The sequence below is a fragment of the Brevundimonas sp. ABV4_179 genome (genome assembly GCF_056311945.1).
In genome coordinates this window covers 506,849-520,094 of sequence record NZ_CM149976.1, presented here as the reverse complement: position 1 = coordinate 520,094, position 13,246 = coordinate 506,849, and the positions used below count along the sequence as shown (strand labels likewise).

The following is a 13,246-nucleotide window of genomic DNA, read 5'->3' as shown; positions in this document are numbered from 1 at the left end:
GGCGGCCTCCGTGACGCCCCCACAACCTCACGCCAAGCGAGTTAGGCGGTTCTGGGCGACGTCGAGAGGGAAATCCCAATGGTCAATCATGATCGGGTCTTCGCCAAGGACCAGGTCGGGATGACAGTGCCCCTCCGGTTGCAGGTCTGTGTAGAACATTGCGATCGGAGCCCACACCGGTTTATCGAACCCGGGCATGGTGAGTTCGACCTTCACCTCCAGCCAGCGGTCTTTGTTGGCGTAGCCCGCAAACAGCCGCGCCCGGCCGCCCCTATCAAGAACAATCGCGGAGCCATGCATCACCGCTAGGGCGTGCAGCAATATGAAGGCCTTTGCACCTTCCAGCGCCGCCGCATCGGCATCTTCGATCAGGCCATTCGCCCTCAGGACGGCAGCGAACTCTTCGAAAAGCTGGTCGCCAGTGAACGCGGGCTTCCAGATGAAGTGGTTGCCCAGATACTGGAGGGTCTGGATTTCGGAAGCTTTCAGCCGCTCACCGCGGCCGGTCTTTTCGATGACGGCGGTGAGCCGCTTGCGGACCGTCTGACGTCCTACCCCACAACCTGCCCTAAGCTGTTCGTCGGAGGCGAGGCGAAGGTTCGCTTCAGCGGCGCGGACGATGTCGTCGCGGGACGGCTCCAGTCCTCTCAGCCCGAGACTCCAGACGTCGAAGCTGACGAAGACGTCGCGCGCCGTCTGCGTCAGTAAACCCTTGTCGCGACCGTCCCGGTGCGCGACGAAATCACCGACCTCGCGGAAGGCAGGGCGGTTTCCGGAGCGCTGCCGCTGACCCAGATAAAGCCGATCAAGGTCGTCGATCCGGTGCTGCCCCGAGAGGAGCCGGCGTACCCGGAGGCTGAGATCGTCATCGAGCATGAACACGCCAGTTGTAAATGGCGGCGCGGGGTTTCCTAGCGCCGCTGGATCGCCTCGGTGACCAAAGCGAGCAAAAGGCAGATGCCGTTATTCTCTACGCCGGTTTTCTTGCGCTCTCGTCCCCGTAGGCCTTCGGACGCTGCATTTATGGCCGCCTCTACTTGGGTGCCCGCCGCCTGTCGGTCACCCTCATAGAAGCTGATATCGATCTGGCTGGCGAAACGCCGACGCAACCAGCCGAACAGGTCCTGTGCATCCAGCGCTTCGTAGACATCCTCGAAGCTGACGTCGCGGTGCCGGTCCGCATCAATAAGGGCGATCAGCTGGAATTGAAGAAACGTCAGATCGACGAGGGTCATGGCTCACTCCTGTGCCAGCGAGACCATAACGTGAACGCCCGGGGAGACAAGCGGCTACAGTGCCTCCCGACTGCGGCATCAAGACGGGCTCGGCCGCATCCTTTCGGCCTGACCGCTACACGGCCCGGCCTCTCAGCCCCACCTGCGCATGTCCGAGGCATTCGCCAGGACAGTATCGAGCGCGGCGGTGAGGTATTCTGCATCACGCCGGCCGAACCCAGCCGCGAGCAGATCCTCGCGAGCCGCGCCGTCGAGTTCAGCCTTCACTCGGCCGCTCTCGCGCTTCCAAGACGACCGGCCCACGGGGACATATTCACCATGCCGCTGCGGATCAGCTAGGGATCGTTGCAGTGTGGGCAGTTCGTGACGATCCAAGAAAACGACGCCCGCCAGCATTTCGAAGCGGTCATAGTCGCGTGCGAAATCGGGCGTCAGGCCCAAGAACCGGGGGCTCCAGCGCTCGAATATCGCAAACAGGTGGTCGCTGAGGGGCGTATAGTGACGCTCCATGCCTTCCAAGGAACGCCAGACATCGCGCTGGCCACCGTCAGGCCATGCATCGAGGAACAGCGTCGAGACAACGGATTCGGCCTCGTCGTATTCCCGCTCAAGCGGGGTCTGGAGAAACCGGTAAAGCGCCGACCAACGCCCGGCCCGGACCAGCCCGAGTCCATATGCGGTGAACGCGAGCACGGCCGGATAGGCGCGTAGGCCGACTAGCGCGGTGTAGCCTCCCCTAACCTTCCAGCTCTCGCGATAGAGGCGGCGCAGGATGTCGAGCACGAGGGGCTGTTCGGCATCATCACCCCAGCGCCCTAGAACCCCAGTCATGCAGGCCAGAGGTTCCATGGCGGCTTCATAGGTCGCGGTCTGGCGGCGGATCTCCGCCTTAATGTCACCGCCCGACGGCTGCGTGAGGAGTTCGGCCACAGCGAGTTGGTCAGCGAGCCTCCTGAGCTCCTCCTCGAACAGGGCATCAAGCTGGATGCGTTCGTGGGGTCGGCTGAGGTGGCGCTTGGCAGTGGCCACTCGCAGATCCACATCGAGCGGGTTCTCGGCTCCGGTCAAGCGCAGCGTTTCAAGCCGTCGCCAAAGGCCTTGGAAGACCTCGTCCGCGTCACCTGCGATGAGGCGGGCGTCCCGGTGCGCGATGAGGGCCTCCGCCGCCGGCGCCGGCGCGCCGCGGCTCACCCAGTAGGTGGCATAGCGCCGGCCGGGCCCGCGGTTGATGGCGGCGCGCAGGGCGGGATCCCATTCGCCCGACCAGCCGCACACGATCAGCCCGAACTCGTCTAGGATGCGATCCAGAAGCCGGTCGTAAGCCGGCGGATAGGCGTCCAGCTCAGCCTCTGTATTGAGGATGCGCGCATCCTGATAATCGCCGTGGAGTTTGAGGATGTAACAGCCCGCATGCGCCAGCGGCACGGCTCCGGCGAGCGCATCCTCAGAAGCGATCACGATGGGCTCGACACCGCGCTCCCGCAGCGCCGTCTCCAGCAGATGGTCGAAGTTGGTAGTGATGATCACGCGGATGAAGCCGGCTTGGACCATTTCGGCAATGGCGCGGTGGGCAGGTGTCGGTAGGCGCCGCCCCTCCTCCCGGTCGGCCGCCGACGGCTCTATGTAGTTGTGCAGCAGGCTGCGCCGTTCGGCCGGGGTGGCGGCCAGTTGGCCCAGCAGGGTCGAATAGTTGGGCTCCTCGCCGCGGGTTTGGCGATGCCAGGCTGCCCAGTCAGTTTGCGGTCCGGCGCCGTCGGCCAGTCCGACCCGCCGGATCAGGTCGATGGTGATATCCCAACCGGTCGGAATCCCGGCGGCGCTAGACACGCCCGATCCGAGCAGAAGGGCGTAGACGCCCCGGTTCTCGAATACGGAGAAGGCCAGCCGGGTGACGGGATCGATCGGCATGGTGCTAAACCGCGTCGGGAAGATCGTAGGACGTGACGAGCTTCAGCTTAAGGGTCGGCTCGGCCGCTTGGACGCGTTCGAAGTCGTGGTCGCAGGCAACGACGCAGATGTCGCGCTCGTGGGCTTGAGCGCAGATCCACAGGTCGTTCTCGTTGACGGCCAAACGCGCGCCGGTGGCGTTATCAATCCAGTCCTCCAGGTGCGAACGCCTCTGACTAGCCTTGGGCAAGAATTTCGCCACCATCGCCGCCTTCAGCCGCCCGTAAGACAGGGCGACATGGCGGTCGACGACGAGCAGGTCGTAGGCCTCTGCTTGCTTGAGGGTCTGCTGGGCGGTGACCGGACGCTGGCCCTTGATGGCAAAAATGCTGTCCACGCCTGACTGCAGTTCGCCCAAACTGACCGAGGACACGAACTGCAGGTCCTCACCCGCCAGCGAGGCCAAGAAGTCGTTGGCCGGCTGGTGGAACGGGCTTCTGGCATTGGTGAGCGCGATCAGCATGGACGTGTCAAACAGATATCCCGCCACGGATCAGCCTGCCCAGGCCTGCAAGTCCTCGGCCTCCTCGACGGGCAGCGGACGGAACAGCTGTCCCACCCAGTTGCCGGCATGGCGCGCGCCCCGGCCCTCCAGCATCTCGGACAGGCTCAAGCCCTGCGCGGCGGTCAGGTCGCCCCAACCCGGGAACGGGTGGGGCACAGGCCGGCGAGCGCCTTCGAACCAAGCGAGAAGATCGCGTTCTAGCCGCCGCGGCAGGTCATAGCTGCGGAGCCCGGCGGCGTCGATTTCGACGAGCATGGACTCCAGCCGGCCCGGACGAAGCAAAACCTCGTTGCGGTTCAGTTCGGCCAGATAGCCTTCGACCAACTCCGGCAACTCCGGTGCCCAAGCCTGCGGGAGGGGGAGACGTCCCAGCGTGCCGAGCCGTAGGCCCTTGCCTGACGTGAAGATGGCGGCGAAGGCGTTGGCAACGGGGCCGTTGAGGAGGGCGGTGATGGACAGCAGCTCGGCCCGGCTCATGGGCTGGCGAGGCCAGGCGCCGATGAATTGCTGCGAAGCCACTAGGCCCGCCTCATCTAGCGACGCCGCCAGCCGCCATGGGCCGCGGCTGATCCGCGCTGCATTGAGCAGGATCTTGGTCGCCGACCAGTCAAAGCCGAGGCCTCCGAAACGCGAGTTCTCAGGCCGGCAGTCCAGCCATACGGCGGGCTGATCGGCGTACTGGAGCCGTCCACGCGCCGAATGCAGCCCCCTTCTGAAACCCTCGGCCGGCGTATCCCGCCACGTCTGGCTTTGGTCGAGGATCCACTCGACGCCCCGGTGCATTTTCAGAGACGCGTCAAGTCGCGGATGGTCCTGAAGATAGGTCCACAGCTCCTGCAGGGCGGGAATCCAAAGGTCCCCGCTTGGCGCCTCTGGCACCCAGCGCACCTGCTCGCGCGAACGGGTGATGACGCCGGCCCTGAGGAACGGGATCCGGTCGCGCTGCGTGACCTCACTCGAGCGCAGGACGATGCGCCGTTCGGCGTCAGCCGGCCGACGGTCTCGGGCGATCAGCAAGGCGGCTGCGGTCGACGAGGCGTTGAACACGCCGTCGGGCACCTCGACGATTTCGACGGTGCCGAAGTCCTCTTCGAGCCTCTGGCGAATCTTCAGATACTGGCGCTCCACTGCGAAGGCGGCGGGCAAGACGAAGCCGAGACCGGCCGGTTTGGCGTCAAGAACGGCCTGCAGCACGGCGACCGGCTTTGACAGGTCGCGTTGAGCCAGATCGGTCTGCCGGTCAGCCAGCGCGAAGACTTCGAACGGCGGATTGCACAGCACGAAGGTGTCGCTGTCGATGCGGTCCGTCAGACGCGAGCCGTCGAAAAGGTCGGCTTGGCCAATGTCCCAGCCGTTGTGGTTCGGGTAGTCGGCCAGGATCAGCGAGAGCTTGGCGACCTCGCAGGCGAACTCGTCGATCTCGTCGCCGGTTAGCCGTTCAGTAAGAAAGGCGTGCCGCTGCACGTCGCTCCAGTCGAGCGGCAATGCGTCCCGAAGCTGGCGAAGAGCCGAGACGAGCAGGATCCCCGCCCCGGTGAATGGCTCGTAGACCTTGCACCGCTCGGACTCACGCCAGAGTTCTAGGCGGCGTACGACATGCTCGGCCATTTGCCGCGGCGTGCTGTGAGTGCCCAGTTCGGCCCGCACCTCGGAAGTCACGAAGGTGTTCTCATAGACGAACGCAAGATCGTCGGCGGAGATGTTCCGGAAGTTTATGCCTCCGCGTATGCCGCGCCAGACTTCATCCAGGATCGCCAAGGCCCGCGACGAGGCGGCCAGTGACGGACCGCCGAGCCCGTAATAGGCCTCAATCCCTTCCAGAACCGACCTGACGTCGTCACCGTCCCAAACCAAGGCCGCGCCGTGGCCCCGGTCTGCGAGGATTTTCGCGGCCAGGAACCGGAACGTCGCTTGGAACAGTACGCGCGCGTCGATATTGGGCCGGCCTCTGGCGTCGAGCACGCCGGACAGTGTCTGGCGCAGCAGTTGGTCCAGCTTGACATGGACCTCACCCTCGATCGCCACCATCAGGCCGATGTCAATGAAGTCCAGCTGCCCGCCCGGGGCCTGTGGCGTGATCGCCTTGGCCCGATGAACGGCCTTGGGATTCCAGTGTTCAGCGTTCTGCGCAAACAAGGTCGCAAGATCATCGACCCGCGCCGTTGCTAGCCGCCGCTGCGGACCATCGGCCTTGACCTGCCATAGCTCCACGTTCTCGCCGGAGATGACGAAGATCGCCGGCGCGCCCAAAGCTCTATATGGCGTCAGGTCTGAGGGACCTGATTCGCATTGAACCACGCCAAAGGCAGCCGTCCGGTACGAAGGCGGGGTCTGGGTGAACGCTGCCAGCGCCACAGTTTGGGTGTCCGCTGCGGAGGAAAGGACGTCAGCGAAGGCGTAGTCGACCAGGATCGCGTCATCGGCATAGCCGATGGCGGCGAACTGATCACGAATGATCCGAACAGGCGTCATGCCCGCCTCGCCTTTGCGGGATCCTGAGACATCGGCACCGGTCGGAAGGCGAACGACTGCTGGTCGTCGAGAACCTCCATCCCGGTCAGCGCCCGACGCAGTTGCGCGATCACGGGAGCCAGCGGGAGCAGGATAAAAGGCTGGTCGCCCGCAACGGCTGCGCGTCCATCAATGAATTCAACAGCCCCGCGGCCCGGAAACACGAGGAGACTGCCTTGCTCAAGCACAGTCCAGTGCCGGCTTTGCGCAACCTCGAACAGCTCGGCGTCCACGCCTTTCAGGGCGCCGACCGGCAATCCGCAATCGTCGACGAGCCGCTTGATGATCGCCAACGCCAGTATTTGGCTTGGGCGATAGGCCGGCCCCTGCCCGCGAATTCCGTCCAAAGAGGAAAATACGGCACGCCAGTGCCGGAGGGTCTCCTGAGGGAGGCCCAAGGCCTGTCTTACCTGACCAGGCGTGTACTGCAAGTTATCCACGCTCCAAACTTGTTGTTAGCCACAAGATAGCTGGAGTTGGTTCACACGCCAAGCGTTTCGGTAATGTAGCGCAAACGAACGTTTGTGAGACATCACCAGACATCCGCGTGAGAGGCTAGGCGGATCAAGGCACCGAGCATGGCGGAACTCTGTCGCGCAATCTATGTGTCACTCACACAACCGAAGATGAGTTTTGCACCATGTTGATCGGCTATGCGCGGGTTTCGACCGCTGACCAGAACCCGGACCTTCAAATCGACGCCCTGCGCCAAGCTGGGTGCGAAAGGGTCTTCTCAGAGACCGCCTCTGGCGTTCGTACTCAGCGCGCAGGTTTGACTGACGCGCTCTCCCATGCCCGCGAGAATGACGTCTTTGTGGTGTGGAAGCTTGACCGCTTGGGCAGAACTGTTCGGCAGTTGGTGGACTTTGTCAGCGCACTGCGCAGCCGCGGCGTCGAGTTTCGCAGCCTTACGGATGGGATCGACACGACGACGCCTGCGGGGCGGTTCTTCTTCCACATGATGGCGGCGCTGGCGGAAATGGAGCGGGATCTCATTCGCGAGAGGACGATGGCTGGCTTGGCGGCCGCCCGAGCACGAGGACGGAAGGGCGGTCGCAAGCGTGCGCTGTCGGGACGCCAGATCGCTCAAGCCCGGCTACTTTTGAAGCATCCTGAGCAGACGATGGAAGGCATTGCGGCGTCGTTGGGGGTTTCCCGAAGCACGCTCTATCGCTCGCTAAGCCGGGACGGGCTGACGACGCAGCCTTAGTACGCCTCCCTGGTGTGGCGGGAGAGCGCTAGGAACACTTGCCTAGAGCGGCCCTTCGACAGACAATCCGCGCTTCGGAGATTTGCATGCCGCTTGAACCTCACCAGAAATCGGTTCTCCTGATTATGCGCGCGCGGCTGCTAGGCAACCTGGCATTAGCGTCGTTTGCCTTCGGCCTTGTACCAATCCTCGGATGGGGACGAGTGATGGAGCATCAGATCCTTCTCGGGTTCTGCGGTGCCGTCGTGCTGTTCTTCGCGAGCGACCGGATTCTGCGGTACCTTCCTGAGCCGGATGTTGACGGAACGGGTCCGAAGAAACCCGACCGATCCTAATCGGGTTCAGTGGTGCCGGAGAGTGTCCTCGCACGTGCCTTCAGTCGGCTCTTGGTCTCGGCCGATGCAGCAGACCTCAACGTCACGCTGATCATTATAGGACCGCCACTCCGAAGTGCCGAAGGGCTACGCTAGGTGCCGATCCGAACAGCTGCCTTGTGGGCTTCCCACTTGGTCACCAAGCCAGCCTGGATCAACTCGTAGACAAACGATAGAGGCGAGGGGCGCCGGAGACTGCCGAAGTGTAGTCGATCATCGCTTGCAGGAAGTCTCCTTCGGGGAACTGTCGGCCTCGCGTCGCCGAGATCCTCAATCGAATACAGTTTGCGTTTCTAACCGGCTGAGTTTCCAGGAGGAGACCGCCATGCGCGTTGCCGCCTAGGCCGCTAAGGTTGGCGCGTTAGGCCAGTGGCAGGCCGGTCGCCATCGCCCGCGCCAGATCGTCGAGATCTTCTGCCAAGCAGCTTGGGTACCGCCGCCGCACCCTGTGTGGAACAGTTCTACCCACAATGTCTGCAAACCCTTCCGCCGGCCAGACACCTCGCTCTACGTCGGCAGCTGTTCGTTCTCCTAGCTTGCGCGCTGCGTATCGGAACACCGCACTGAGGTTCGCTCGGGACATCGTCAGGCCGTCGCTTCTCAGGGCTAGAAAAAGACTGATCCGCTCGTGCGACGACCATCGCTCGAGCTCAAACGCGTAAATCGGTCGATCTTCGATCAACATCAAGCCGACCGCCATACGTCGGGGCCGGCGCGCGCGACTGGTTTCAAACCACGAGCCCGGGGCCTCAAGAAGCGATGCCTCTTTTGCTGAGGATGCTAGGGGGTCCTGGAACAGCAAAGACCCGGTCCCGATCCGCGAGAGGACAGAGAAAGCCTGGATGAAGGTGGGTAGAGGAAAGTGGAGCTTCTCGACCGCAACGCTGACGGCCCGAGCCTCATCAAAGGACTTGTCCAGCAGCGTTTGGGTCGGTCGGTCGCTCTCTGCGGTCGCTGAATCCGCCAAACGAGTCGGTCGAAGTTTCAGCGCACCGACGCGACCCCCAGCTGCGATCGGCAGCATCGAAAGAGTATCAACAGGGGCCGAGATCTTGGTGATGGTTTGGCGCACACTCGATCGAGACGGTGCCTGTTCATAGACGATCTTCACCCCCGAGAATTTCGGGAAAGCTGCCAGCATTGACTGGAACAACGTAGATCCAGCTAGGGCCGACAGCCCGGGCCGGCGGCTGTTGTCGAGCATTAGATTGCCTTGAAGAACCGCGCTTCGACGCTGCCCTTGCCGCGATAACTCGAACTCGTCCTCTGATCCCAAGCTGCCGTTCCTCGGGAGCCGAACGATAAGCCGCTTGAAGGGCGGCGGCCGCTCGTCGCTAAGAATACGCGATGCCTTGAAAGCGCGGGCCGTCGCCGGAAGGAGGCCCTGCTGGATATCGACGTTTCGACCTGCCAACCTCAATCGTCGAGCCTGCGCTGGAGCTAGGACGACTGGATACTTCGGATAGTCTCGTCCGTTGGCGAATGTTAGCCCGAGCGCAGTGTTCATCCAAAGCTCGCCCAAGTCTGGACTAGCTAGAAGCATCGCCAAATGGAGAGCGCTCCCTCGGTCTAGAAGCGCTTCGTTGGGAGCAAGCCGGAATACATCGTCATCGACGAACCCGGTTGCGTTGAAGTCGGCCAAATCCTGACCCGGGTCTTGAGCAGCTGCTGCCATGAAAGCATTGGCACCGAGGCTCAGGGGGCCGAAGTAGAACCGGAGGAGCTCGAACGAAGGGATGAGCACTTGGTGATCGCCGTCATAAGCGATGCAGATAGGGGGTTCCTCATGACGCTGCCCCCAAGGCTCTTGGGCGATGTGCGTCACTTCCGACAGGCGATAGCGCTCTTCGCGGTCCACACTGAGGGGCTGTTCGTTGAGAGCCTCCAATACGGCCGTGCCGGACGCCTTAAGGCTTTGAGTCACGAGCCCTTGAGGAGAAGGCGTCAGCCCCATGAACTCGCCTCGCTCGAAAATCGCCCCGCTGGCTAGCTGGCCTAGTTGTTCGAACGGAGCCCAACCCCGTGACGCGCCATCGGAACCTTCGAAATAGCATTCGATCTCAAAGGCATCCGGGCGATCAGGAGCGCGTCTGATTTCCCCTAGGCTTGAGACAGTCAGTCGTCCATTGCCAGCGGGAAGCCAACGTGAAGTCCAACGTTCAGCTAGCAGGTCAGGGAAGGCGTGCGGCGGCGTGGGCGTAGGTCTCATGGACACCAGTTTCCGCTGCTTCGAGACGCCGCGCGAGGCCAGAAGTTGGCGGAGGACAGGGCAACAAGGGGAATGGTTAGGCTGCCGTGGATAAGTGGACACCCAGTTCTGAACGCTCAGCGTAGGCCGTTATTTTAAAAGACTGTCGGAATGTCGAAGACCAGCTAGTGAAAGTCGGACATCCTCTCTTGGGTTTCTAGAGCTGCTGAAGGCGGTCGAGGCCGGGGCGGCCAAGCAGTCGGCGTTCTAACCTCAAGCGCTTCACCCGCATCGTGGCATCATGTCGGGGGGGCGGTTGGGCACCCTTATTCTGTTAATCTGATCCGAAGCCCTTTCGCACATCCTGGCGCTCCTTCCTCGGGACCAGTCGCTCAGCGAGTCCCCAATACCGCCGCCAGCTCCGTCCCATTCTGCGGCTTGGTCGGTTATGCAGCGGCCGTGTGGGTCTTCCTATCTAGCGCGACCTTGCCGTCCTGGATGAGAACAACTCGATCAGCCGCAGCGATGGTTTGAGGTCTATGGGCGACAACCAGACGAGTGATGGATAGCGCCTTCAGCGCGGAATTAATGGCCTCTTCACATCCCACATCCAAGTGACTCGTGGCTTCGTCCAACACCATGATCTTGGGACGCCGGTACAATGCGCGCGCGAGGAGCACCCTCTGCTTCTGTCCGCCAGAAAGCGCAGCCCCCATATCGCCGACAAAAGTTTCCATCTGCATTGGCATGGCTAGAACCTCTGCATCAATTGCCGCCAACCTCAGACATTCCAGAACCCGATCCATATCGATCTGTTCACTGAAAAAGGCGACGTTCTCAGCAATCGAACCGGACAACAGCTCGTCGTCCTGGAGCACGACGCCGAGTGATCTTCTAGCGGCCCTCGGCCCCCAAGAGTCCAAGCTGCGTCCGTCGAGTCGAACTTCCCCGTGCGTTGCCGGATAAAGGCCCGTCAACACCTTCATCAGCGTGGTTTTCCCGGCGCCAGACGGCCCCACGAAAGCGACAAATTCTCCAGGCTCGATTGTCAGATTGATACTCCGGAAAATGTACGGTTCGTGCGGAGCGTAGCGAAAAGCGAGGCTGTCCAGCTCGATCCGGCCTTCAACTTCCGGCTGGCCAGCAGACGACCGCTCAATGCCTTTCTCAACAGGGGTGAGAGCAATATCCGACAATCGCTCCGAATGCAGATCCAGCATGCGCCAGTTCACGAAAGTCTCGAAGACGCCAGTTGTACGCTGCTGAAATTGCTGACGGTACGACATGAAGGCGAAGAGCACCCCGACTGTCATCTCGCCTGAAATCACGTTTCTGGCACCGAGATAGATGATCGCGACGTAAGCGATTGCTTCGGAGGTCCCTTGCAGTGCTTTGAAGAAGATATTGGCGTGAACATTGGTTTGCGATGTCCGGACTAGGTCCGCATAGCGGTTCGCCCAATCCCCCTCTCTTTCTGTTTCTGCGCCAAGCACCTTGATAGTCTGGATAGCCCGCAGAGTTTCAATCCGCTTCCCCTGTTCGGCAATCTGCGCGACCAGAGCTTCCGACGCGAGCCGAAGACTCAGGGGGATTGTCGCCAAGCGGATGACCACATAGACGAGAAACGCGGCGACAGCGACTAACGCCAGAGGCCACGCGAATACTGCCATCATGATCAGGGTAGTAACTGAAAGTAGCCCGTCGATGATGCTGGTGATCAAGCCATTGGCGATCAACTGACGCACCGGCAGGATCGACTCGAACCTCGTCAGGGTGTCCGCCAGCCGTCGTCGCTGAAACCATGGGAGCGGCAGACGGACCATGTGCCTATAGAGGCGCACCGTCATATCCCACCCCAACATTGCCGAGACGCGTTGGACTGCTACCCCGCGAATGACTTCCGCGCCTACGTTGAAAAGGGCGAAGAGTCCAAAGCCGATAGCGAGCGCCCCGAGTAAACCGAGGTCACCTTTCAGCGCCGCCTCGTCGATCGCGAGCTGCATGTAAAACGGGCTAGCTAAGACGTATGCCTGCATCAGCAGCGATAGTACTAACGTCTGAGCCAGCCCTCCCAAGAGGGCCGGGCTCCAACGGAAGAGCGACCACAGGCTCAACTGCGATCGCTGCGTACGCCGGGAGAAAGCGGGCGTCCGGCTAAGCTCTAAAGCAACGCCGGTAAACTGTCGCGATACCTCGTCAAGAGTTAGCGTGCGACGACCTACGGCAGGATCGTCAATGACCACCCTATCGGCGCGCGCTTTATGGAGGACAACGAAATGGTTCAGTCCCCAGTGGAGTATGGACGGCAGGCCGAGATCTGAAATCTCGTCCAGTTCACAACGAACGGCCCGGGCTGACATGTTCATGGAGGCGGCGACATCCGCGATCTCAGCCAGCGTCAGTCCGCGAACCGAAACGGGGTGTTTACGTCGAAGCTCGTGGAGAGGCACCGGTCCGCCGAGACGAGCCGATGCTATCGAAAGACACGCGAGACCGCACTCCGAGGCTTCTGTCTGGATAACCGCTTTCAGTCTCGCTCTCCTGCTTGACGACGAAGCTGAGCGACCGGAGAAGTCGTGCGCTGCGTAAGTTCAAAAGCGCTGCCTTGGGAGCCGATCGGGTCAGCAATCACCAGGGCGAACCACCTTAATGAAAGTGCCTTCAAGCTTGAAAGCCAAACGTCCGCCGTCGGAGAGGTCGTGGGCTTGCGCCAAATTGACAAAGCCGTATTCCCTCAGCATTTCGTCGCTAAAGTAGACCCCGGCGAACCGTGTATTTGCTCGGAGTCCTCCAAGAGGACTTGGCCTGATCGTCTCTTCTCTGACGCCGATAACCTCGGAAGCGCAGATTAGGACGTCCACCGAAACATTCGCACGATTGTACAGCGCTACGACCCGATCCAGTCGGGCATCGTTGTCGTTGATCATACGCTGATCAGTTATCCGACCGTCTCTTGCCAACCGATCCCAAGTGAACGGTGAAGTATGGAAAAGGACCGCAGCTCTGTCTGGAACAATCTTTTCAGTCGCGACCGCAAAGATATAGTGCGCGCAGGATGAACTGCAAAGCGTCTGAACTTCCACGGCTGTGCCGTTATCGACAATAGCGTTGCCGATTTGAATCCCAGCATCGACATTTCCGCCCTGGCTGTAAATTACAAGCTTGTCCGCTCCACGCAGAAGAGGAATCAACCTTGTGGCGGATTCTGGGGTAATCATGCCGGAGTATCTAACGATACCGCCGTCACGAGCTATAGTTGCTTCCGGGGGACGCTCA

11 protein-coding genes are annotated in these 13,246 nt (G+C 61.6%); 2 read left to right on the top strand and 9 right to left on the bottom strand.

What is annotated here, in order from left to right; all coding sequences use genetic code 11:
• Positions 1–27: 27 nt before the first annotated feature.
• The 6 genes from ACYX4P_RS02500 to ACYX4P_RS02475 form a co-directional block, all read right to left on the bottom strand.
• Positions 28–876, bottom strand: coding sequence for a hypothetical protein (locus tag ACYX4P_RS02500; RefSeq protein ID WP_292047870.1), 849 nt, complete (start codon positions 874–876; stop codon positions 28–30).
• 35 nt (positions 877–911) lie between these two features.
• The gene (locus tag ACYX4P_RS02495) at positions 912–1,235 is read right to left on the bottom strand and encodes a hypothetical protein (protein WP_292047871.1); all 324 of its coding nucleotides are present in this window, start codon (positions 1,233–1,235) and stop codon (positions 912–914) included.
• A gap of 132 nt (positions 1,236–1,367) precedes the next feature.
• A complete protein-coding gene (locus ACYX4P_RS02490; RefSeq protein ID WP_292047872.1) occupies positions 1,368–3,143 on the bottom strand; it encodes an SIR2 family protein in 1,776 nt (591 codons plus the stop codon).
• Positions 3,144–3,147: 4 nt separating this feature from the next.
• Positions 3,148–3,645: a PIN domain-containing protein gene (locus tag ACYX4P_RS02485; protein WP_476070187.1), complete on the bottom strand. Its 498-nt coding sequence runs from the start codon at positions 3,643–3,645 to the stop codon at positions 3,148–3,150.
• Positions 3,646–3,675: 30 nt separating this feature from the next.
• Complete coding sequence (locus tag ACYX4P_RS02480) at positions 3,676–6,159, bottom strand: N-6 DNA methylase (RefSeq protein WP_292047874.1); 2,484 nt, start codon at positions 6,157–6,159, stop codon at positions 3,676–3,678.
• A complete protein-coding gene (locus tag ACYX4P_RS02475) occupies positions 6,156–6,638 on the bottom strand; it encodes a MerR family transcriptional regulator (RefSeq protein WP_292047875.1) in 483 nt (160 codons plus the stop codon). Before ACYX4P_RS02475 ends, ACYX4P_RS02480 begins: the two co-directional genes overlap by 4 nt.
• A gap of 200 nt (positions 6,639–6,838) precedes the next feature.
• Between ACYX4P_RS02475 and ACYX4P_RS02470 the strand changes: the two genes are divergently transcribed.
• Positions 6,839–7,408, top strand: coding sequence for a recombinase family protein (locus ACYX4P_RS02470; protein WP_292047876.1), 570 nt, complete (start codon positions 6,839–6,841; stop codon positions 7,406–7,408).
• 86 nt (positions 7,409–7,494) lie between these two features.
• Positions 7,495–7,743: a hypothetical protein gene (locus ACYX4P_RS02465; RefSeq protein ID WP_292047877.1), complete on the top strand. Its 249-nt coding sequence runs from the start codon at positions 7,495–7,497 to the stop codon at positions 7,741–7,743.
• Positions 7,744–8,143: 400 nt separating this feature from the next.
• Here the strand turns inward: ACYX4P_RS02465 and ACYX4P_RS02460 are convergent, their stop codons facing one another.
• From ACYX4P_RS02460 to ACYX4P_RS02450, 3 genes are all read right to left on the bottom strand, one after another.
• Positions 8,144–9,736, bottom strand: coding sequence for a hypothetical protein (locus tag ACYX4P_RS02460; RefSeq protein WP_292047878.1), 1,593 nt, complete (start codon positions 9,734–9,736; stop codon positions 8,144–8,146).
• A gap of 680 nt (positions 9,737–10,416) precedes the next feature.
• Positions 10,417–12,489: a peptidase domain-containing ABC transporter gene (locus tag ACYX4P_RS02455; RefSeq protein WP_292047884.1), complete on the bottom strand. Its 2,073-nt coding sequence runs from the start codon at positions 12,487–12,489 to the stop codon at positions 10,417–10,419.
• A 102-nt stretch (positions 12,490–12,591) separates the two neighbouring features.
• Positions 12,592–13,188, bottom strand: a complete 597-nt coding sequence (locus tag ACYX4P_RS02450; protein WP_292047879.1) for a Clp protease/crotonase-like domain-containing protein — start codon at positions 13,186–13,188, stop codon at positions 12,592–12,594.
• Between the last annotated feature and the right edge of the window lie 58 nt (positions 13,189–13,246).